This window comes from uncultured Tateyamaria sp., from assembly GCF_947503385.1.
Lineage (GTDB): Bacteria > Pseudomonadota > Alphaproteobacteria > Rhodobacterales > Rhodobacteraceae > Tateyamaria.
Window position 1 is genome coordinate 96,258 of sequence record NZ_CANNDO010000006.1, and the last position, 18,657, is coordinate 114,914.

Below are 18,657 nucleotides of genomic sequence, written 5' to 3' on the forward strand. Positions count from 1 at the left end.
CAGGAGGGAACCAGAACAAACGCAACGAGGTTTGTGCGCCGTGTCGTCAGAGCAGCAGTTGAAAACAGCAGATATTGACTTGATCCAGCGGCTGATTCCGCACCGTTATCCGTTCCTTTTGATCGACAAGGTTGTCGATATTGACGGCTTCCAATCCGCGACGGGCATCAAGAACGTCACCATGAACGAACCGCATTTTCAGGGTCACTTTCCTGGAAAGCCGATCATGCCGGGTGTGACAATTGTCGAGGCGATGGCACAGACCGCCGCCGTGATGGTGGGCACCGAACTGGGCATGGAAGACCAGAACATGCTTGTCTATTTCATGGCAATCGACAAATGCAAATTCCGCCGGATGGTGGTGCCCGGCGATCAGCTCGCGCTCAAGCTGCGCACGACGCGGGGCAAACCCGGTGGCAAGGTGTGGAAGTTTTCGGGAACCGCCGAGGTGGATGGCGACATGGCCTGTGAGGCCGAATTCACCGCCATGATGGACCTGCCAAGCTGATGGCCGGGATACACCCGTCTGCGGTGATTGAACCGGGCGCACAGATCGATGCCAGCGCCACGGTTGGTCCGTTTTGTGTGGTGGGGGCCGATGCGGTCATCGGGCCTGACGTCACGTTGAAATCCCATGTGGTCGTCACCGGCCAGACCACGATTGGCCAAGGCACCACCGTCTTTCCGTTCGCGGTAATCGGCGAGGTGCCGCAGGACCTGAAATTCAAGGGCGAACAGAGCCGCCTTGAGATCGGGGCGCGCAACCGCATCCGCGAGCATGTGACGATGAACTGCGGCACCGAAGGGGGCGGCGGTGTGACCCGCATCGGCGATGATGGGCTGTTCATGGCCGGATGCCATATCGCTCATGACGCGCTGATCGGTGACCGGGTGATTGTGGTGAATTCCGCCGCCATTGCGGGGCACTGCGTGCTTGAGGACGATGTGATCATCGGTGGTTTGTCCGGGGTGCACCAATTCGTGCGGGTGGGCCGTGGTGCCATCATCGGTGCCGTGACGATGGTGACGAATGATGTGATCCCCTACGGTCTGGTGCAGGCGCCGCGTGGCGAGTTGGACGGTCTGAACCTCGTCGGGCTAAAGCGGCGTGGCGTGGCCCGGTCCGACATCACGGCGCTGCGCGCCGCATTCCAGATGCTGGCGCAAGGGGAGGGAACGTTCCACTCTCGTGCTGAACGTCTGGGGGCGGAAACGGACAGTGAATACGTGCGCGAAATCGTCGATTTCGTCATGGGCGAAAGCGACCGGCATTTCCTGACACCCCGATGAGCCTTGCCCTGATCACCGGCCGGGGCGCGCTGCCCGCTGCCGTGGCTGCGGCACAAGACACGCGCCCGTTGATCTGTACGCTCGACGGGCACCTGCCTGACGGTCTGACGCCTGATCTGAGTTTTCGCATCGAAAAACTGGGCGGTCTTCTGCGCGAATTGGGCAAGCGTGGTGTGACCGAGGTGTGTTTTTGCGGGGCAATCGACCGCCCCAACATCTCGCTGACCCGTCTGGATGCGCGTACTGTGCCGCTGTTGCCCGCGTTGTCCAAGGCCGTGGGCGGGGGTGAGGACAGCGCCTTGCGCACTGTGCTGGGCATTTTTCAGGACAAGGGCTTTGCTGTGCGCGGCGCGCATGATCTGGCCCCGGGGCTGCTGCCGCCGTCGGGCGTCCTGACGCTGGCACAGCCCCTTGAGACGACCGAGCGTGACCTTTCTATTGCCGAGGGCGTCCACCGGGAACAGGGGCGCAAGGACGAGGGGCAATCCTGTGTTATCCGCGACGGTGTGGTCATCGCGACCGAAGACCGAAGGGGCACGGATGCTATGCTGGCGGATCTCGTCTCCGGTCCGGCTGCGCCACCGCAGCCTCTGGGGGATGATGATCCGTTTGGCATGACGCTGGACATGGTGGGTGGAATGCTCGACGGGGCGGCGGATTGGTTGTCCGGCCCCGTGGCCGAGGCACGTGCCAAGGGGCATGGCGGTGTGTTCTTCAAAGCGCCCAAGCCGGGGCAGGACATGCGTGTTGATCTGCCGACGATTGGTCCGGGGACGGCGGAGCGTGCGATTGCGGCCAAGCTGGACGGGATCGTTCTGGCCAAGGGCGGCGTGATGGTGTTGGACCGGGACCGTGTTATCGACATGCTGGACGACAAAGGGTTGTTTCTGTGGGTGCGCTAAGGGTCTTTTTGCTGGCGGGCGAGCCGTCCGGAGACGCTTTGGGGGCGGCCTTGATGGCAGGTCTCAAGACACTTGCGCCGGATGTGCAATTCGATGGTATCGGCGGGCCGTTGATGCAGGCAGAAGGGTTGACCAGCCGTTTTGACATGTCGGAACTGACCGTCATGGGCATCGCCGAAGTGCTGCCCAAATACGTCCACCTCAAACGTCGGATCGCTGAAACCGCACGCGCCGTCGTTGACACGCGACCCGACGTCCTGATTACCATTGATGCGCCCGATTTTTCGTTTCGCGTGGCCAAGCTGGTCAAGGCGCAAGGCGCCGTGCGCACCGTGCACTACGTCGCCCCAACCGTCTGGGCATGGCGTCCGGGGCGCGCCAAGAAAATGGCGCAGTATATTGACCACGTCCTCGCGCTTTTTCCGTTCGAGCCGCCATATATGGAAGCCGAAGGCATGGCCTGCGACTTCGTCGGGCATCCGGCGGCGAACGTGCCCCGCGCATCAGAGGCGGAGTGTGCCGCGTTTCGTGCCGCGCATGGGCTGGACGCGGCTGACCCGCTGATGCTGGTTCTGCCGGGGTCGCGCAAAGGGGAAGTGGCGCGCATGGGGCCGGTCTTTGGCGCGGCGCTGGGTCGGTTGCAGGACACACATCCGGACATGCGCATGATCCTGCCCGCAGCGCCGTCCGTGGCCGAAGCGGTGCTGGAAGAGGTGGCACGCTGGCCGGTTGCGCCGCTGGTGCTGGACCCGCGCGGCAAGTCCGTGGAAGCGATCAAGGCGAAGAAATCCGTGGCCTTTGCCGCCGCAGATGTGGCGCTGGCCACATCCGGCACAGTGTCGCTGGAGCTCGCCGCAGCGGGCACGCCGATGGTCAGCGCCTTTGACCTGCACTGGCTGAGCCGCGCGATCATCAGTCGGATGGTCACCACGGACACGGGCAGTCTGATCAATCATGTCACTGACAGCCGCGTGGTGCCCGAAGTGGTGGGCCGCGAGATGAATGTGGATAACACCGTTGCCGCTATGGAGACGCTGTTGCAGGACCCCGAGCCGCAGCGCGCGGCCATGGCACTGACAATGGAGCGGTTGGGGCAGGGCGGCGAAGACCCCGGCCTGCGCGCGGCCCGCGCCGTGCTGGATCGGATGTAAGCCAATTGCGCGCCTGCGGCGCATTACAGTGTTGATTTGGCGCTTCTGGACCCACCAAAACCAAGGTGTTCAGGCCGCCGACACATGATCTCTGGCGTGACAGGGGCCAGTCTGCCGTTCAAGCAGAAATACGGTTTCCTCTGGCAGGGACCCTCCGGATTTCCGCTGGACCGTCAGCCTGCCCCCTGTCTCTTGGAGATCAAGCGACGGCGGCTCCGAAACCAAGGTTCAGGTCAGTTGCACCAGCGCGTGGCGCTTTTTGCCCGCAGACAGCTTGATCGGGCTGGTCAGTGCGTCGGCGTCGATCATCGTACCTGCGTCGGTCAGGGGCGCGTCGTTGAGGCGCGCGCCGCCCTCGGCGATCAGGCGCTTGGCCTCCTTGCCCGACCCGGCAAGGCCCGATTTCACGATCAGTTGCACGATGGAGATGCCGTCGCCCACATCTGTTGCGCTCAATGTCAGTGTGGGCAGGTCATCACCCACGCCACCCTTTTCGAACACGTCGCGCGCGGTCTGGGCCGCGGCGGCGGCCGCATCAGCGCCGTGCAGCAGCGTCGTAACCTCGGTGGCAAGCCGCACCTTGGCCTCATTGATCTCGGATCCTTGGAGCGCACCCATGCGGTCGCATTCGTCCACTGGCAATTCGGTGTAGAGTTTGAGGAAGCGGCCCACATCGGCGTCCGTGGTGTTGCGCCAGAACTGCCAGAATTCATAGGGCGACAGCATTTCGGCATTCAGCCAGACGGCACCGGATTGCGATTTGCCCATCTTCTTGCCGTCCGAGGTGGTGAGCAGGGGTGAGGTGAGGCCATAGACCTCGCCCTCGATCACGCGGCGCGTGAGGTCGATCCCGTTGACGATATTGCCCCACTGATCGCTGCCGCCCATTTGCAGGATGCAGCCGTAGCGGCGGTGCAGTTCCATGAAATCATAGGCTTGCAGGATCATGTAGTTGAATTCGAGAAAGCTCAGGGACTGTTCGCGGTCCAGCCGCGACTTGACGCTTTCAAATGACAGCATCCGGTTGATCGAAAAATGCCGCCCGATGTCGCGCAGGAAATCGAGATAGTTCAGATCGTCCAGCCATTCGGCATTGTTCAGCATCTGCGCGCCCGCATCATAGTCGATATAGGCGGCAAACACCTGGCGGATGCCTTCGATATTGTCGTCAATGGCCGCCGCATCGAGCAGGGGCCGTTCATCGGCCCGAAACGACGGATCGCCCACTTTGGTCGTGCCGCCGCCCATCAACGTAATGGGCCTGTGCCCGGTCTGCTGGAACCAGCGCAGCATCATGATCTGGATCAGCGAGCCCACATGTAGCGACCGCGCAGTGGCGTCAAACCCGATATAGCCCGACTGACCGGGCGTAAGCAGCGCCTCGTCCAGCGCCTGCATATCCGTGCAGTCGGCCAAAAAGCCGCGGGACTGCATCACATGCAGAAAATCGGAGCGGGGCGTGTACGTCATGGGCTTGTCCTTGGGTGGGGCTGCGTGCTGTCTATAGTTGGGCAAGGGGCGAAGGAAAAGACCATGGATAAGGTCCGGGCCAAGGGGACGGTGATCAGGGCGCTGGGGGCGATGTCAGGCACATCGCTCGATGGGGTCGACGCCGCCATGATCGAGACGGATGGCGTTGCCATTCATGGTTTTGGTCGGTCTGGGTACCGTGCATATTCCGATGACGAACGGGCTGTGTTGCGGCGCGCCTTGGGGCAGTGGTCCGGACCCACGCTGGGTCCGGCGACGGACGTGACGATGCGGGCGCATCAGGAATTGCTCGCGGACTTCCCCGACGCGGATGTGATCGGCTTTCACGGTCAGACGGTGGCACATGCGCCGCGTTTGCACGGAACGCTGCAATTGGGCGATGGCACCGTTCTGGCACAGGCATTGCGCCGTCCGGTTGTGTGGGATTTTCGCAGCTCTGATGTGGCGTTGGGGGGCGAGGGCGCGCCCCTTGCTCCGTTCTTTCACTTTGCCTGTGCCAAATGGATCGGGGCAGAGGCCCCTGTGGCCTTTCTGAACTTGGGCGGTGTGGGCAACATCACATGGGTCGATCCACGCTTTGACGCGCAGCAAGAGGCGGGGGCGCTGCTGGCCTTTGACACGGGGCCAGCGAATGCGCCGGTCAACGACCTGATGCAGGAACGGCTGGGCTTGGCCTATGACAAAGGCGGCTGTGTCGCGGCGGGGGGGACAGTGGAGACCGGTGCGTTGGAGCTATTTTTGGCCGAACCGTTCTTTGCCAAGATGCCCCCCAAGTCGCTGGACCGGAACGACTTTGCCGAAATGGTAAATCTGGTGCGCGAACTCAGCGATGCGGATGCGGCCGCCACGCTGACGGCCATGTGCGCCGCCGGTGTGGCGCAAGCCATGGAACACTGTCCGACATTGCCGACGCGGATGCTGGTCACTGGCGGCGGGCGTCACAACCCGGTTTTGATGGAAATGTTGGAAGTGTCACTGGACTGCCCGGTGGAGCCGGTTGAGGCGGTGGGATTGGACGGTGATATGCTTGAGGCGCAGGCCTTTGCCTATCTGGCGGTGCGTGTGGCGCGGGGGTTGCCAACGTCGTGCCCCGGCACGACAGGTGTCCGCGCTGCGGTTGGCGGGGGCGTCGTGTCCGTGCCCTGACGCGCCGACCAGAGCAGCAACAGGATCAGGCGCGGGGAATGGTGAACCTCGGTGGTGCAAGCGTAAAGCCGTCGAACTGAAACCCCGGTGACACGGTGCAACTGACCAATGTCCATGCGCCCGTGCTGCGCGCGGCTTGCCAATGATGTTTGGGGACGATGATCTGCGGCGCGCCGCGATCCAGATCGGGGGTCAACAGATGCTCCTGCGCAGGACCGGCTTCTGTCGCGCTCAGGCTCAGGATCAAGGGCGCGCCTGCGTGATACAGCCAGATTTCGGTGGCGTCGACTGTGTGCCAATGGCTTGTCTCACCTTCGGCCAGCAGGAAATAGATGCAGGTGCCCGTGGGCCTGCCGTCATTCGCGGCCATCCAGGTTTGACGGAAATGCCCCCCTTCGGGATGCGGCGCGAGATCCAGCCGCGCGATCACCTCGTCCGCCGTCATGCGGGGGCCTGCAAGGCGATGTCGAAGAACCGCAGATGCGGCACATAGGCAGGCTCAGGCTCGTAATATGGCGCGCAAGGCCGGAACCCCAGCGCCTCGTAGAGCGATACCGCTTCGTGCAGCGGCGCAATCGTGTCGAGCACCATGCGGCGGTATCCGTCGGCGCTCGCGCGTCTGATCCCCTCCTGCATCAGAGCGCGACCGGCCCCCAGACCGCGCGCGTCGGGGTCCACGAACACGCGCTTGATCTCTGTCACGCCGTTAGGACCCAAAGGGTAATACATTGCACAGCCAATCACTGCACCGTCATGCTCTGCCAGAATGATATCGCCCTTGGGACGGGCATGTGTCTGCGGCAAAGCGGCAATCATTTGCGCGTAGCTGTCCGCCGAATAGTAGCGCTCCACGATGCCGGGGATATGCGTCGACCGTTCCGCCAGCAACGCGCGGTAGGCCCAGCACAGCCGCGCCACTGCGTCCATATCGGCGGCGGTTGCGCTGCGCAGTCTCACATTGCTCATCTGTCCGTCCTTCGGGTCATCAGCGCCCGGCGCAAGACGCCGCAGCCTTGCGCAAACAGTGAGGTGTGGCGCGCAAGGTTTCAAGCCTGCGCGCCAGTGTTGGCCCAAGGGCGTCAGCGCAGAATGCTGCGGCCCGCATATTCGGCGGTTTCGCCCAACAACTCTTCGATCCGGATCAGTTGGTTGTATTTCGCCAACCGGTCAGAGCGGGCCAGCGATCCGGTTTTGATTTGTCCGCAATTCGTGGCCACGGCAAGATCGGCAATGGTCGCATCTTCGGTTTCACCTGACCGATGCGACATGACGTTGGTGTAACGGGCGCGGTGGGCCATATCGACTGCTTTAAGTGTTTCGGACAAGCTGCCGATTTGGTTCACTTTTACCAGCATCGAATTTGCACAGCCACGCTTAATCCCTTCGGCGAGACGCGCCGGGTTCGTCACAAACAGGTCGTCACCCACCAATTGCACACGGTCCCCGATGGCGTCGGTCAGGGCCTTCCAGCCGTCCCAGTCATCTTCCCCCATTCCATCCTCGATGGAGATGATGGGATAGTCGTTCACCAACGCTTCGAGATAGGCGGCGTTCTCTTCGGAGCTCAGCGATTTGCCTTCGCCGGCCAGCACGTATTTGCCGTCCTTGAAGTATTCTGTCGCCGCGCAGTCCAATGCGAGATAAATTTCCTCCCCAGGCTTATACCCAGCCTTCTCAATAGACTTGAGAATGAAATCAAGAGCATCGCGGGTGGAGTTGATGTTGGGCGCAAAGCCACCCTCATCCCCGATCCCGGTGGACAGACCCGCATCTGTCAGTTCTTTCTTCAGTGTGTGGAAGACTTCGGACCCCATGCGCACCGCCTCGCGGATATTGCTGGCCGACACCGGCATGATCATGAATTCCTGGATGTCGATAGGGTTATCGGCATGTTCGCCGCCGTTGATGATGTTCATCATCGGCACCGGCAGCATCCGCGCCGAGGTGCCGCCGACATAGCGATAGAGCGGTTGCGACGTCCAATCCGCTGCCGCCTTTGCGGCTGCCAAGGACACGCCGAGGATTGCGTTCGCACCCAACCGCGCCTTGTTGTCGGTGCCGTCCAGTTCGATCATCGTTGCGTCGACCTCTTCCTGCTCGGTCGCGTCGATGCCCAGCAGAGCTTCGGCAATCTCGCCGTTCACGGCGGCGACGGCCTCCAGCACACCCTTGCCCTTGTACCGCGCCTTGTCGCCGTCCCGCTTTTCTACGGCCTCATAGGCGCCCGTGGATGCGCCCGACGGGACAGCGGCCCGGCCCATGGTCCCGTCTTCGAGGGTCACGTCCACTTCGACCGTGGGATTGCCGCGACTGTCGAGGATTTCGCGGGCGTGGATGTCGATAATGGTGCTCATGGGATGTCCTTTCGAAAGGCAGGTTTACGCAGCGTCTAACGTTATGTTGGCGCTAACACAAAGGGGTTTTCATGTCGCAGGGGCCGATTTGTGCCTGTGTTCGCGCCACAGGGTGTACAGGCCGGAGCCAATGATGATCGCCACGCCGACCAGTGTGACAGTGTCCGGCACTTCGGCAAAGACGGCGATACCGATGATCAGGGCAAAGACCATGCGGGTGTAGCGGAACGGCGTGACAAAGCTGACCTCTCCGACGCGCATCGCGGACACGATGAATCGGTAGGAGAATGCGCCGATGACCGCTGCCACACCCAGCAGGCCCCATTCGCGCAGGGTCGGTGTGACATAGTCGCTGCCCTGCACCCACATCATCGCCGCACCCGCAGGCACCAGCAGCCCAAATGCAACGAAGCTCAGCTGCAAAGCGGATAGGGATGCGGGCGCGCGACGGGTGGCCAGATCGCGGATCGACAGGCCAATCATGCCCTGCACGGCAAAAAGCACGTTCCAGTCGAACCCGTCCAACCCCGGACGCAGGATCAACAGGACGCCGATCAGACCGATGGATATAGCGGCCCAGCGGCGCCAGCCGACCTGTTCGCCCAAAAACAGGGCCGCCCCAAGTGTGACCATCAGCGGCGTGGTCTGTAGAATTGCCGACGCCGTTGCCAGCGGGATAAGCACAAGCGCCGATACAAAACCCAGCGTGCCGATCAATTCGCCCGCATTGCGGATCAGAACCGGAGTGCTGAGCAATTCGGCACTGAACAGCGGCTGCCGCTTGATGGTGCAGGCGACACCCATAATCAGCGCACCGCCAGCCCCCAGTAAGGCCAGCAACTGACCGACAGGGATCGCGCCGCCCAGAAATTTGATAAACATGTCCTCGATGGCAAAGCACAGCATGGCCAGCACCATCAGGCCTGCGCCGGTCAGGTTGTCGCGGGGGGTGCTCACGTGCGTTTCTTTGGCACGCCATACAGCTCAAGCCGGTGTCCGCGCAGCTCGTACCCGAGCTTGTCGGCAATTTTTTCCTGAAGTGCTTCGATCTCGGCATCGACGAATTCGATCACCTCGCCGGAATTGAGGTCGATGAGATGGTCGTGGTGTTCGCGTTCGGCGTCCTCGTATCGGGCGCGGCCGTCGCCAAATTCCAGCTTGTCGAGAATGCCCGCCTCTTCGAACAGTTTGACCGTGCGGTAGACGGTTGCAATCGAAATGCCCGCGTCAACAGCGCTGGCGCGGTTGTAAAGCTCTTCGACATCCGGATGGTCGTCTGACGCTTCCAATACGCGGGCAATCACCCTGCGGGGATGGGTCATGCGCAGCCCCTTGGCTTCGCAGCGGTCGATGATTGTAGGGCGTGCGCGCGTCATGGCGCCGTCTTAGCGAAGCGGTGCGGCGGGGGCAATTGGGCATTGCCCCGGGACGGTTTGCAAAGGGATGGGTTCGGGTTTGCAAAGTCACATTGCAAATTGTGAAGGCGGAATATGCAAACTGCGCCCGTGCAAACAGCCAAATCCGGTTGACGCCATGCGTTGTTGGGGCCACTGGGACACATGAGCGATTTTGACATGATGGCCCTCCCGCCGCAACTGGCGGCGAAAGTGGCCGAAGCCGGGCTGACAACGCCCACCCCGATCCAGGCCCAAGCCATTCCACATGCCATGAACGGGCGTGACGTGATGGGGCTTGCCCAGACAGGCACCGGCAAGACCGCTGCATTCGGCATCCCGCTGATTGCGCGCCTGATGGAAGAGGGCGGGCGGCCTGCGCCCAAGACGGCGCGCGGCCTTGTTCTGGCACCCACGCGCGAGTTGGCCGCGCAAATTGCCAAAGTGCTGCGCGACCTGACAGACCTGCGCGTGCAAATTGTGGTGGGTGGTGTGTCCATCAATCCGCAAATCCAGCGTCTGACCAAGGGCGCGGACATCATGGTGGCCACACCGGGCCGCCTGCTGGATTTGGTCGAGCGGCGGGCGATCCGGCTGGACGAAACCGGGTTTCTGGTGCTGGACGAAGCGGATCAGATGCTGGACCTCGGGTTTGTGCACGCGTTGCGCAAGATTGCCAGCATGATGGGCGACAACCGCCAAACCATGCTATTTTCGGCGACCATGCCCAAGCAGATGGCCGAGATTGCGCAAAGCTATTTGCGCGAGCCGATCCGGGTTGAGGTGTCTCCTCCCGGCAAAGCGGCTGACAAGGTCGAGCAATCCGTGCATTTCATCGCCAAGGCCGAGAAATCCGCGCTGCTCATTGAGTTGATGGACAAGCACCGTGAGAACCGGGCGCTGGTGTTTACCCGCACCAAACATGGCGCGGACAAACTGGCGCGCAATCTGGGGCGTGCAGGCTTTGCGGTGGCGGCGATCCATGGCGACAAACGGCAGGGGCAGCGCGAACGCGCGCTTGAGGCGTTCAAATCGCGCGACATCCGCGTGCTGGTGGCAACGGATGTTGCGGCGCGCGGTCTCGACATTCCCGACGTGCTTTACGTCTACAATTACGAACTGCCGAACGTGCCGGAGGCTTATGTACACCGCATCGGGCGGACCGCACGGGCGGGCAAGGAAGGGCAGGCGGTCGCACTATGTGCCCCGGACGAGATGCCGTATCTCAAAGACATCCAGAAGGTGATGAAGATCAGCATTCCCATTGCATCGGGCCGACCGTGGGAAGAGATGCCAGACCCCAATGCGCCCCAAAAATCGACGCGCGGGCGCGGCCGTGGACGACCCGGCGGGCGTCCGGGCGCCAAGCCTGGCGGTGCGCCCGGTACGTCGAAGCCCAGCAACCGGCGGCGGCGCAAGCCGAAACCCAAGGCATAAGAGTTGGCGTCGGAGGGGGCGCTGCCCCCGCGCTGCGCGCCCCCCGTGGTATTTTCAGTCAGAAGAAACGGCTGATTTTTCGGCGTGTTTGGCCTGATCCCACAGGGCATCCATATCTTCGAGCGTGCTGTCCTCGGGACGCTTGCCATTCTGCGCCAACGCGGTCTCGATCGCGGCAAAGCGGCGCGTGAACTTGGCGTTGGTTTTGCGCAAGGCCTCTTCGGGATCAACGTCGAGGTGGCGGGCAAGATTGGCCATGACAAAGAGAATATCACCCATTTCCTCGACCACTTGCGTGTGGGTGAGCGTGTCGCGCGCCTCGACCAGTTCGGCGGCCTCTTCGGTCAGTTTGGCGAGCACCTGACCGGTTTCGGGCCAGTCAAACCCCACGCGGGCGGCGCGTTTTTGAAGTTTCACCGCGCGCAGGAGGGCGGGCAGGTTCATGGCAACCCCGTCCAGTGCGCCCTTTTGCGCCTTTTGGCTGCGTTCGGCGGCTTTGATCGCCTCCCAATCGCGGGTTTGCTGCTCTGCGGATTTGTCACGGCTTTCGTCGCCGAACACATGCGGGTGCCGGGCAACCATCTTGTCCGAAATGGCAGTCACGACGGATTGGAAGGTGAAGTGCCCGGCCTCTTCGCCCATGGCGGTGTGATAGACGGTTTGCAGCAGCAGGTCGCCCAGTTCGCCTTCCAATTCGGGCCAATCCGCGCGTTCGATGGCATCGGCCACTTCGTAGGCCTCTTCGATCGTGTAGGGGGCGATGGTATCAAAGGTCTGTTCAATGTCCCAAGGGCAGCCCGTTGCGGGATCCCGCAGGCGCCGCATGATGTGCAAGAGCCGTTCGATGCCCGCGCTGGAATCGTGGATCAGGGTGTCGCCCATTGCAGCCTCCGTCGCTTTGCGATTGACTGACATGTGACGCATGTCGTGCAAGAGGAGTCCAGCCATGGCGATCATCAACCGCATCGGGGAGTTCGGACCGGATATGGCCGCGTGGCGCCAGCATCTGCACACCATCCCCGAGTTGAACTTCGACTGCCCCAAGACAGCCGCCTATATTCAGGAACGGCTGGCCGAGATTGGCGTGGATGAGGTGCATCCGGGCATCGCGCAAACCGGGATCGTGGCAATCATCGAAGGGCAGGGCGACGGCCCCACAATTGGTTTGCGCGCCGATTTCGATGCGCTGCCGATGTCCGAGGAGACCGGGCTGCCCTACGCGTCGACACATGCGGGCAAGATGCACGCCTGTGGCCATGACGGGCACACGGCGATGTTGCTGGGGGCCGCGAAATACATGGTCGAGACGCGGAATTTTTCGGGCCGCGTCGCGCTGATTTTTCAACCTGCCGAAGAAGACGGGGGCGGCGGAGAGGTCATGGTGCAGGAGGGCATCATGGAACGGTTTGGCATCGGCGAGGTCTATGCCATTCACAACGCGCCGGGGCTTGAGGCCGGTTCCATCCACACCCGGGGCGGTCCGATCATGGCGGCGGCGGATGTGTTCCACATTCATGTGACCGGGCGCGGTGGCCACGCCGCCGAGCCGCATACCAGCATCGACTCGATTGTGGCGGCATCCAGCATCGTCAGCGGCCTGCAGACAATCGCCAGCCGCAACCACGACACCTTGGGCACGCTGGTTCTGTCGGTGACACAGTTTCATGCAGGCACAACCGACAACGTGATCCCCGAAACGGCCTATATCAACGGAACAATCCGAACCTTTGACACGGCTGTGCGCGACATGGCGGTGCGCCGTCTAACGGAGATCGCGGAGGCGCAGGCAAAGAGTTTTGGGTGCAGCGCGGCGGTCAAGATCGACTATGGCTATCCACCCACGGTGAACCACGACAAACAGGCCGCATTCGCCGCCACTGTTGCCGCCGAAGTGGTGGGCGAAAGCGCCGTGTCCGAAGCGACACCGATCATGGCGAGCGAGGATTTTTCCTACATGCTCGAAGCGCGCCCCGGTGCTTACCTGATGTTGGGGCAGGGGGACAGCGCGGGCGTGCACCATCCGAAATACGACTTTAATGACGATGTGGCCCCGATCGGGGCATCCTTTTTTGCGCGGCTGGTGGAGACGGCGCAGCCGGTGGACCGCTGATGGCGCTCGAAGATGCCAAGACGCAGATCGACCACGCCTTTACCCGCGAAGACCCGCGCGGACCGTCCTTTGAGCTGACATTTGCCGGGGCGACGTCGTTCCTGCGGCGGCGGTACACAAAGGATCTGACCGGTGTGGACATCGCCGTGACCGGTGTGCCCTTTGATCAGGCGGTGACAAACCGGCCCGGTACGCGGTTGGGGCCGCGCGCGATCCGCGAAGCATCGACCCTGCAAGCACCCGACGCACCCTATGGCTGGCCCTTCGACGTGCTGAGCGAGCGGGTGATCGTGGACTATGGCGACGTGGCGTTTGACTATGCCAATATCCCTGCCTTTCCCGACACGCTGACCACACATATTCGGGGCATCCTACACGCCGGTGCGGCGAGTGTGGTGTTGGGGGGGGATCACTATATCTCGTTTCCGATCCTCAAGGCCTATGCCGAGATGTATGGACCAGTGTCGCTGATTCAGGTGGATGCGCACACGGACACGTGGCCCGATGATGACATGGCGCGCGTCGATCATGGCACGATGTTCTACAAGGCCGTGAAATCCGGGATCGTCGATGCGGCCACAAGCGTGCAGATCGGCATTCGCACGACAAACGAGGACACGCTGGGCGTCAACATCATCGACGCGCCCACCTTTCACCGCATTGGGCCAGAGGCGGCGGCAGAACGCGCCCGGGAAATTGTCGGGGACAGGCCTGTCTATCTGAGTTTTGACATCGACGGGCTGGACCCGGCCTTTGCCCCCGGCACGGGAACACCTGTCTGGGGTGGGTTGTCGTCGGCGCAGGCGGCCGCACTGCTGCGCGCATTGGCGGGTATCAACATTCGGGGCGGCGACGTGGTCGAGGTCTCCCCCCCCTTTGACACCAGTGGAGCGACGGCGATTGCGGGCGCGCATGTCGCCACGGAAATCTGCCAGCTCTTGGGATGGAGGATGCGCGAGAATGGCTAAGAACCAGCCGATCAGCGGCAATGATCTGGCCCGGTTTTCAGGGCCGGGGACGTTTATGCGGCTGCCATCGGCGGCGGACCTGAGCGGGCTGGATGTGGCCGTGCTGGGCGTTCCGATGGATATCGGCACCTCGTGGCGGTCGGGCACCCGCTTTGGGCCCAAGCAGGTGCGCAACGAATCCGCGATGATCCGGCCCTACAATATCCAGACCGGGGCCGCGCCATTTGACTCGCTTCAGGTGGCGGATATCGGTGATCTGGCTATCAACACATTTTCGCTGAGCGACAGTTTACGCATTATAACGGAGAGTTACGGTGCGATATTAAACCATCCTGTTGTGCCTGTTGCCATTGGTGGCGATCATTCCATCACCTTGCCAATTCTGCGGGCCGTGGCGGCCAAGCATGGGCCGCTAGCGCTGGTGCATGTGGACGCCCACGCAGACGTGAACGACGAGATGTTTGGCGAGCGGGAAACACATGGCACTGTGTTTCGGCGCGCTTATGAGGAAGGGCTGATAAACCCCTCAAAAACCTACCAAATTGGGTTGCGCGGCACCGGATACAGCGCCGAAGATTTTACCGAGGCCGCGGGATGGGGCTTTCAACAGTTTCTGGCACCGGAGTTGTGGGGGCGCGACCTTGGCCAGATCGGTGCCGAGATCCGGCGCGACATTGGCGATCTGCCGACTTATATCTCGTATGACATCGACAGCCTTGACCCCGCCTTTGCCCCCGGCACAGGCACGCCCGAGATTGGCGGCTTGACCACGGCGCAGGCGATGCAACTGATCCGGTCGTTGCGGGGGCTGAATGTTGTGGGGTGCGACATGGTTGAAGTGTCGCCGCCCTATGATACATCCGGCAACACGGGCTTGGTCGCGGCGAACCTGATGTTCGAAATGCTGTGCATTCTGCCCGGAGTGGCCTATCGCTGAGCCTGCGGGATGTGACCCGTCGGTCAGAAGAATGGAATCAGGATGAAGTTTGCGATGTATATTATTGTGATCATTATTATTCTGTTCGTTGCAGCGCTTGCCTATGTGCGCCTTGCCCCGTCCGCACCAGACCGCTGGCACAAGCCCGTCGACGCAACCACGAGCAGTGACCGCATGGGCGGTGCCATCCGAGTGCTCAGCACCGATGAAGGGGCATTGGCGCGAGTGGATGCAGCGGCGCGTGCGCTGCCGCGAACGACAGTGCTGGCCGGATCGGTGGAAGAGGGTCGGATCACCTATGTCACACGGTCCAAAGTGATCGGGTTCCCGGACTACACCACAGTTGAATACAATGACGGCTTGCTGCGCATGTACGCCCGTTTGCGGTTTGGCCGATCAGATTTCGGGGTAAACGCCGACCGATTGCAACGGCTTCTCACCGCTGCGGAGCGATGAGCTAAGGCACCCTTCCTGCACTTCGCGCCACATGGGCGAATTCAGGGACATCTGACATTGCGCCATAAACATACGGCCATCGACTTGCATACAGACGGTCTGGCCCAGTTCGATGCGCGCACCACCCCGGTCCGTACAGTAACACTCAACCGTTTTGCCGGAGGGTGAGGTGACATCCGCAAGCGCAGGGCCAGCAACCAAAAGCGAAAGAAAAAACATCCGTTTCATGCGAAATAAGATAACATGGGGCGGCTCTTGACCAAAGCGGCAGCTTGCCGCACACCGACGCCATGATCCCCGCAGACCGTCTTCATCAGATCACACAGCGCTTTCAGTACCTTGAAGCAGCGATGGCCGATGGGTCCGGCGATATCGCCCTGCTGGCCAAGGAATACTCCGATCTGCGCCCCGTGGTCGAACACATCGCCGCATACACCAAGATCGTGGATGATCTGGCCGAGGCCGAGGCGATGATGGACGATCCCGAAATGGCAGAACTCGCCGCCGAAGAACTGCCACGGCTGCGCGCCGCTTTGCCCGATGCCGAAGCCGCGCTTCAACTGGCGCTTTTGCCCAAGGATGCCGCAGATGCACGCCCGGCCATGCTCGAAATCCGGCCCGGTACCGGCGGGGACGAGGCGGCCCTGTTTGCCGGTGATCTGCTGCGCATGTACCAGCGCTATGCCGAGGCGCAGGGCTGGAAAGTCGACGTGGTCGAAGAGGCCGCCACCGAATTGGGCGGGATCAAGGAGGTCGTGGCCCACATCACCGGCGAAAACGTCTTTGCCCGACTGAAATTCGAATCTGGCGTGCACCGGGTCCAGCGTGTTCCCACAACGGAAAGCGGCGGGCGCATCCACACATCGGCTGCAACAGTCGCGGTTCTGCCCGAAGCCGAGGACGTTGATATCGACATCAACCCACAAGACATTCGCATCGACACGATGCGGTCCTCCGGCGCTGGCGGTCAGCATGTGAATACAACCGACTCGGCGGTGCGCATCACGCACCTGCCCACCGGGATTGTCGTCACCAGCTCGGAAAAATCGCAACACCGCAACCGCGACAAGGCAATGCAGGTGCTGCGCGCGCGGCTCTACGATCTGGAACGGTCGCGGGTGGACAGCGAACGCGCGTCCGATCGGGCCTCGCAGGTCGGATCGGGCGACCGCTCCGAACGGATCCGAACCTATAATTTCCCGCAAGGGCGTATGACCGATCACCGCATCAATCTGACGCTCTACAAGCTGGATCAGGTTATGCAGGGAGATCTTGATGAGGTTATCGACGCGCTGACTGCGGACGCACAGGCCCGCTTGATGGCGGAGATGGAAGGATGACGGCAGCCGAAGCCATGGCGAATGCCGCCGCCCGACTGCGCGCCGCCGGTGTGCCTGACCCGGCACGCGACGCGCGCCTGTTGCTGGCCCATGCCGCACAGGTGGACGCCGCCCGCGTCACTCTGATCGCACCCGAAGACATCGCGCCAGAGATCGCAGAGCGCTATGACAATCTTGTTGCTTTGCGCGCTGTGCGCGTGCCCGTCAGCCACCTTGTAGGACGGCGCGCGTTTTATGGTCGTGACTTCCGGGTCAGCGACGCCGTGCTCGACCCGCGCCCAGAGACCGAAACGCTGATCGAGGCCGCCCTGTCCGCTCCGTTCAACCGCGTGCTGGACCTAGGGACCGGCTCCGGTTGCATCCTCGTGACGCTGCTGGCCGAACGGGAACACGCCACCGGCGTGGGGGTGGACCTGAGCGAAGCGGCCTGCCTCGAAGCCAGCGCCAATGCGGTGGCCCAACACGTGGCCGACCGGGCAGAGATTATCTGTAGCAACTGGTTCGACGGGGTCGACGGCCGCTATGACCTGATCGTGGCCAACCCGCCCTATATCGCCGCAGCCGAGATGTCTGGCCTCGCCCCCGAAGTCACCCGCCACGAACCGCGCATGGCCCTCACGGATGAAGGCGACGGGCTCAGCGCTTACCGCACCATCGCCGCACAGGCCGGCGCCTATCTGGAGGCGGACGGACGGGTGATTTGCGAGATCGGCCACAGCCAAGGACCGGCTGTGGCAGCCCTGTTCAAAGACCACGGTTGGGGCGATGTGGATGTGCTGCCGGATCTCGATGGCCGCGACCGCTGTGTGATCGCGCGGAATCCTGCGTGATTGCGCGAAAAACGTACCGAATATGATCTTTCTTGTGTTTAGCCCTTGTCGAACAGGGGCTGGCGTGCTTATTCCTGTGTCAGTCGCCGGGCGCTCAAGCGCTTGCTAGGCCCCGCGTCCCATCCCGCTGATCGCCGGTTCCGCCATTGAGGCCATGACCGTGCATGCGCTTTGCGCCACAAGCGATCCCCAACACCACGCCAGAGAGCTGAGCAGACGACATGAAATCATCGAGATCACGGTCCCGGTCCAAGAACAACCGCAATCGCGGCGGTAACAGCGGCGGCAACGTCGTCAACCGGGTCTTTGACAGCTCCGGCCCCGAAGGCAAAGTGCGCGGCACGCCGCAGCAAATCATCGACAAGTACAATCAGCTTGCCCGCGATGCACAGCTCAGCGGTGACCGCGTGGCCACCGAAAACTTCCAGCAACACGCCGAACATTACCTGCGGATGCTCAGTGAGGCGCAGCGCGAAATGGACGCCCGCCGCGAAGAGCAAGAGCGCCAGAACCGCGAGCGTCAGGCCGAACGGGACCGCGAACGCGCCCAGCGTCAGGAACAAGAGGCCAACGCCGACCCGGCAGAGGCCCCGCAACCGGATGTGGTGGACAGCGATGGCGACACCGGTCTGGTGGAAACACCAGAAAGCCAGCCAAAGCCCAAGCCAAAACAGCGCAGCCGCAGCCGTAAACCCAAGCCGCAAACAGATGCCACATCGTCCCAAGACGCGGCACCGGACAGTGGCTCTGCGCCCGAAGCGGCAGAATAGGCCCTTCTTCTCTTTTCAAATACTCGGGGGCGTTTGAGGGGCACAGCCCCTCATTCACCCTAAAAATCGTGTCGCCGCAGG

21 protein-coding genes are annotated in these 18,657 nt (G+C 62.3%); 13 read left to right on the forward strand and 8 right to left on the reverse strand.

Features of this window, described 5'->3' with window-relative positions:
* Positions 1-79 precede the first annotated feature (79 nt).
* The 4 genes from fabZ to lpxB are packed head-to-tail and all read left to right on the forward strand — an operon-like array spanning position 80 to position 3,343.
* Positions 80-508 carry a 3-hydroxyacyl-ACP dehydratase FabZ gene (gene fabZ, locus Q1A85_RS17710; RefSeq protein WP_299692557.1) on the forward strand — a complete coding sequence of 143 codons (429 nt, stop codon included), beginning with the start codon at positions 80-82 and terminating at the stop codon, positions 506-508.
* A complete protein-coding gene (lpxA, locus tag Q1A85_RS17715) occupies positions 508-1,290 on the forward strand; it encodes an acyl-ACP--UDP-N-acetylglucosamine O-acyltransferase (protein ID WP_299692560.1) in 783 nt (260 codons plus the stop codon). The genes fabZ and lpxA overlap by 1 nt, the downstream gene beginning before the upstream one ends.
* Entirely contained in the window at positions 1,287-2,192 is a 906-nt protein-coding gene (gene lpxI / locus Q1A85_RS17720) for a UDP-2,3-diacylglucosamine diphosphatase LpxI (RefSeq protein ID WP_299692563.1), read from the forward strand. Before lpxA ends, lpxI begins: the two co-directional genes overlap by 4 nt.
* On the forward strand, positions 2,180-3,343 hold the full coding sequence (lpxB, locus tag Q1A85_RS17725) for a lipid-A-disaccharide synthase (RefSeq protein WP_299692566.1): 1,164 nt from the start codon (positions 2,180-2,182) through the stop codon (positions 3,341-3,343). The genes lpxI and lpxB overlap by 13 nt, the downstream gene beginning before the upstream one ends.
* Positions 3,344-3,571: 228 nt before the next feature.
* Here lpxB and tyrS read toward each other — a convergent pair whose 3' ends face one another.
* The gene (gene tyrS / locus Q1A85_RS17730) at positions 3,572-4,813 is read right to left on the reverse strand and encodes a tyrosine--tRNA ligase (protein WP_299692569.1); all 1,242 of its coding nucleotides are present in this window, start codon (positions 4,811-4,813) and stop codon (positions 3,572-3,574) included.
* 63 nt (positions 4,814-4,876) lie between these two features.
* Here tyrS and Q1A85_RS17735 point away from each other — a divergent pair, with 63 nt between their 5' ends.
* Positions 4,877-5,980, forward strand: a complete 1,104-nt coding sequence (locus Q1A85_RS17735; RefSeq protein ID WP_299692572.1) for an anhydro-N-acetylmuramic acid kinase — start codon at positions 4,877-4,879, stop codon at positions 5,978-5,980.
* Positions 5,981-6,005: 25 nt separating this feature from the next.
* Here the strand turns inward: Q1A85_RS17735 and Q1A85_RS17740 are convergent, their stop codons facing one another.
* From Q1A85_RS17740 to Q1A85_RS17760, 5 genes are all read right to left on the reverse strand, one after another.
* Complete coding sequence (locus Q1A85_RS17740) at positions 6,006-6,425, reverse strand: cupin domain-containing protein (protein ID WP_299692575.1); 420 nt, start codon at positions 6,423-6,425, stop codon at positions 6,006-6,008.
* Positions 6,422-6,946: a GNAT family N-acetyltransferase gene (locus tag Q1A85_RS17745; RefSeq protein WP_299692578.1), complete on the reverse strand. Its 525-nt coding sequence runs from the start codon at positions 6,944-6,946 to the stop codon at positions 6,422-6,424. Before Q1A85_RS17745 ends, Q1A85_RS17740 begins: the two co-directional genes overlap by 4 nt.
* 113 nt (positions 6,947-7,059) lie before the next feature.
* On the reverse strand, positions 7,060-8,334 hold the full coding sequence (gene eno / locus Q1A85_RS17750) for a phosphopyruvate hydratase (RefSeq protein ID WP_299692581.1): 1,275 nt from the start codon (positions 8,332-8,334) through the stop codon (positions 7,060-7,062).
* A gap of 69 nt (positions 8,335-8,403) precedes the next feature.
* Positions 8,404-9,291, reverse strand: coding sequence for a DMT family transporter (locus Q1A85_RS17755; protein ID WP_299692584.1), 888 nt, complete (start codon positions 9,289-9,291; stop codon positions 8,404-8,406).
* On the reverse strand, positions 9,288-9,710 hold the full coding sequence (locus Q1A85_RS17760) for a Fur family transcriptional regulator (protein ID WP_299692587.1): 423 nt from the start codon (positions 9,708-9,710) through the stop codon (positions 9,288-9,290). Before Q1A85_RS17760 ends, Q1A85_RS17755 begins: the two co-directional genes overlap by 4 nt.
* 183 nt (positions 9,711-9,893) lie before the next feature.
* On the opposite strand from Q1A85_RS17760, the gene Q1A85_RS17765 reads away from it, so the two are divergent.
* Positions 9,894-11,165: a DEAD/DEAH box helicase gene (locus Q1A85_RS17765; protein WP_299692590.1), complete on the forward strand. Its 1,272-nt coding sequence runs from the start codon at positions 9,894-9,896 to the stop codon at positions 11,163-11,165.
* 54 nt (positions 11,166-11,219) lie between these two features.
* Here the strand turns inward: Q1A85_RS17765 and mazG are convergent, their stop codons facing one another.
* Positions 11,220-12,047, reverse strand: a complete 828-nt coding sequence (gene mazG, locus Q1A85_RS17770; protein WP_299692593.1) for a nucleoside triphosphate pyrophosphohydrolase — start codon at positions 12,045-12,047, stop codon at positions 11,220-11,222.
* A 64-nt stretch (positions 12,048-12,111) separates the two neighbouring features.
* Here mazG and Q1A85_RS17775 point away from each other — a divergent pair, with 64 nt between their 5' ends.
* Genes Q1A85_RS17775 through Q1A85_RS17790 form a run of 4 tightly spaced genes read left to right on the forward strand, consistent with a single transcriptional unit; the run spans position 12,112 to position 15,636 of the window.
* Positions 12,112-13,275 (forward strand): M20 aminoacylase family protein, encoded by a 1,164-nt coding sequence (locus tag Q1A85_RS17775; protein ID WP_299692596.1) that lies wholly within the window; start codon positions 12,112-12,114, stop codon positions 13,273-13,275.
* Positions 13,275-14,243: an agmatinase gene (gene speB, locus Q1A85_RS17780; protein WP_299692599.1), complete on the forward strand. Its 969-nt coding sequence runs from the start codon at positions 13,275-13,277 to the stop codon at positions 14,241-14,243. Before Q1A85_RS17775 ends, speB (Q1A85_RS17780) begins: the two co-directional genes overlap by 1 nt.
* Positions 14,236-15,180, forward strand: a complete 945-nt coding sequence (gene speB, locus Q1A85_RS17785; RefSeq protein WP_299692602.1) for an agmatinase — start codon at positions 14,236-14,238, stop codon at positions 15,178-15,180. Before speB (Q1A85_RS17780) ends, speB (Q1A85_RS17785) begins: the two co-directional genes overlap by 8 nt.
* A 54-nt stretch (positions 15,181-15,234) precedes the next feature.
* Positions 15,235-15,636 carry a DUF1499 domain-containing protein gene (locus Q1A85_RS17790; RefSeq protein ID WP_299692605.1) on the forward strand — a complete coding sequence of 134 codons (402 nt, stop codon included), beginning with the start codon at positions 15,235-15,237 and terminating at the stop codon, positions 15,634-15,636.
* On the opposite strand, the gene Q1A85_RS17795 is transcribed toward Q1A85_RS17790, so the two are convergent.
* Positions 15,577-15,864 (reverse strand): hypothetical protein, encoded by a 288-nt coding sequence (locus tag Q1A85_RS17795; protein WP_299692607.1) that lies wholly within the window; start codon positions 15,862-15,864, stop codon positions 15,577-15,579. The two genes, Q1A85_RS17790 and Q1A85_RS17795, sit on opposite strands and share 60 nt — an antisense overlap.
* Positions 15,865-15,926: 62 nt before the next feature.
* Here Q1A85_RS17795 and prfA point away from each other — a divergent pair, with 62 nt between their 5' ends.
* From prfA to Q1A85_RS17810, 3 genes are all read left to right on the forward strand, one after another.
* Positions 15,927-16,976: a peptide chain release factor 1 gene (gene prfA / locus Q1A85_RS17800; protein WP_299692609.1), complete on the forward strand. Its 1,050-nt coding sequence runs from the start codon at positions 15,927-15,929 to the stop codon at positions 16,974-16,976.
* Positions 16,973-17,806, forward strand: a complete 834-nt coding sequence (prmC, locus tag Q1A85_RS17805; protein ID WP_299692612.1) for a peptide chain release factor N(5)-glutamine methyltransferase — start codon at positions 16,973-16,975, stop codon at positions 17,804-17,806. Before prfA ends, prmC begins: the two co-directional genes overlap by 4 nt.
* A gap of 221 nt (positions 17,807-18,027) precedes the next feature.
* Positions 18,028-18,576 carry a DUF4167 domain-containing protein gene (locus Q1A85_RS17810; protein WP_299692614.1) on the forward strand — a complete coding sequence of 183 codons (549 nt, stop codon included), beginning with the start codon at positions 18,028-18,030 and terminating at the stop codon, positions 18,574-18,576.
* The last annotated feature ends 81 nt before the right edge of the window (positions 18,577-18,657 follow it).

What these genes read in the sequence shown, in the direction of transcription:
- Q1A85_RS17790 (WP_299692605.1), top strand. Translation starts at nt 15,235, where the DNA reads ATGTATATTATTGTGATCATTATTATTCTGTTCGTTGCAGCGCTTGCC.
- tyrS (WP_299692569.1), bottom strand. Translation starts at nt 4,813, where the DNA reads ATGACGTACACGCCCCGCTCCGATTTTCTGCATGTGATGCAGTCCCGC.
- Q1A85_RS17775 (WP_299692596.1), top strand. Translation starts at nt 12,112, where the DNA reads ATGGCGATCATCAACCGCATCGGGGAGTTCGGACCGGATATGGCCGCG.
- mazG (WP_299692593.1), bottom strand. Translation starts at nt 12,047, where the DNA reads ATGGGCGACACCCTGATCCACGATTCCAGCGCGGGCATCGAACGGCTC.
- Q1A85_RS17765 (WP_299692590.1), top strand. Translation starts at nt 9,894, where the DNA reads ATGAGCGATTTTGACATGATGGCCCTCCCGCCGCAACTGGCGGCGAAA.
- lpxA (WP_299692560.1), top strand. Translation starts at nt 508, where the DNA reads ATGGCCGGGATACACCCGTCTGCGGTGATTGAACCGGGCGCACAGATC.
- Q1A85_RS17810 (WP_299692614.1), top strand. Translation starts at nt 18,028, where the DNA reads ATGAAATCATCGAGATCACGGTCCCGGTCCAAGAACAACCGCAATCGC.
- Q1A85_RS17735 (WP_299692572.1), top strand. Translation starts at nt 4,877, where the DNA reads ATGGATAAGGTCCGGGCCAAGGGGACGGTGATCAGGGCGCTGGGGGCG.
- Q1A85_RS17745 (WP_299692578.1), bottom strand. Translation starts at nt 6,946, where the DNA reads ATGAGCAATGTGAGACTGCGCAGCGCAACCGCCGCCGATATGGACGCA.
- speB (WP_299692602.1), top strand. Translation starts at nt 14,236, where the DNA reads ATGGCTAAGAACCAGCCGATCAGCGGCAATGATCTGGCCCGGTTTTCA.
- prmC (WP_299692612.1), top strand. Translation starts at nt 16,973, where the DNA reads ATGACGGCAGCCGAAGCCATGGCGAATGCCGCCGCCCGACTGCGCGCC.
- Q1A85_RS17760 (WP_299692587.1), bottom strand. Translation starts at nt 9,710, where the DNA reads ATGACGCGCGCACGCCCTACAATCATCGACCGCTGCGAAGCCAAGGGG.
- lpxI (WP_299692563.1), top strand. Translation starts at nt 1,287, where the DNA reads ATGAGCCTTGCCCTGATCACCGGCCGGGGCGCGCTGCCCGCTGCCGTG.
- eno (WP_299692581.1), bottom strand. Translation starts at nt 8,334, where the DNA reads ATGAGCACCATTATCGACATCCACGCCCGCGAAATCCTCGACAGTCGC.
- Q1A85_RS17795 (WP_299692607.1), bottom strand. Translation starts at nt 15,864, where the DNA reads ATGAAACGGATGTTTTTTCTTTCGCTTTTGGTTGCTGGCCCTGCGCTT.
- Q1A85_RS17740 (WP_299692575.1), bottom strand. Translation starts at nt 6,425, where the DNA reads ATGACGGCGGACGAGGTGATCGCGCGGCTGGATCTCGCGCCGCATCCC.
- speB (WP_299692599.1), top strand. Translation starts at nt 13,275, where the DNA reads ATGGCGCTCGAAGATGCCAAGACGCAGATCGACCACGCCTTTACCCGC.
- prfA (WP_299692609.1), top strand. Translation starts at nt 15,927, where the DNA reads ATGATCCCCGCAGACCGTCTTCATCAGATCACACAGCGCTTTCAGTAC.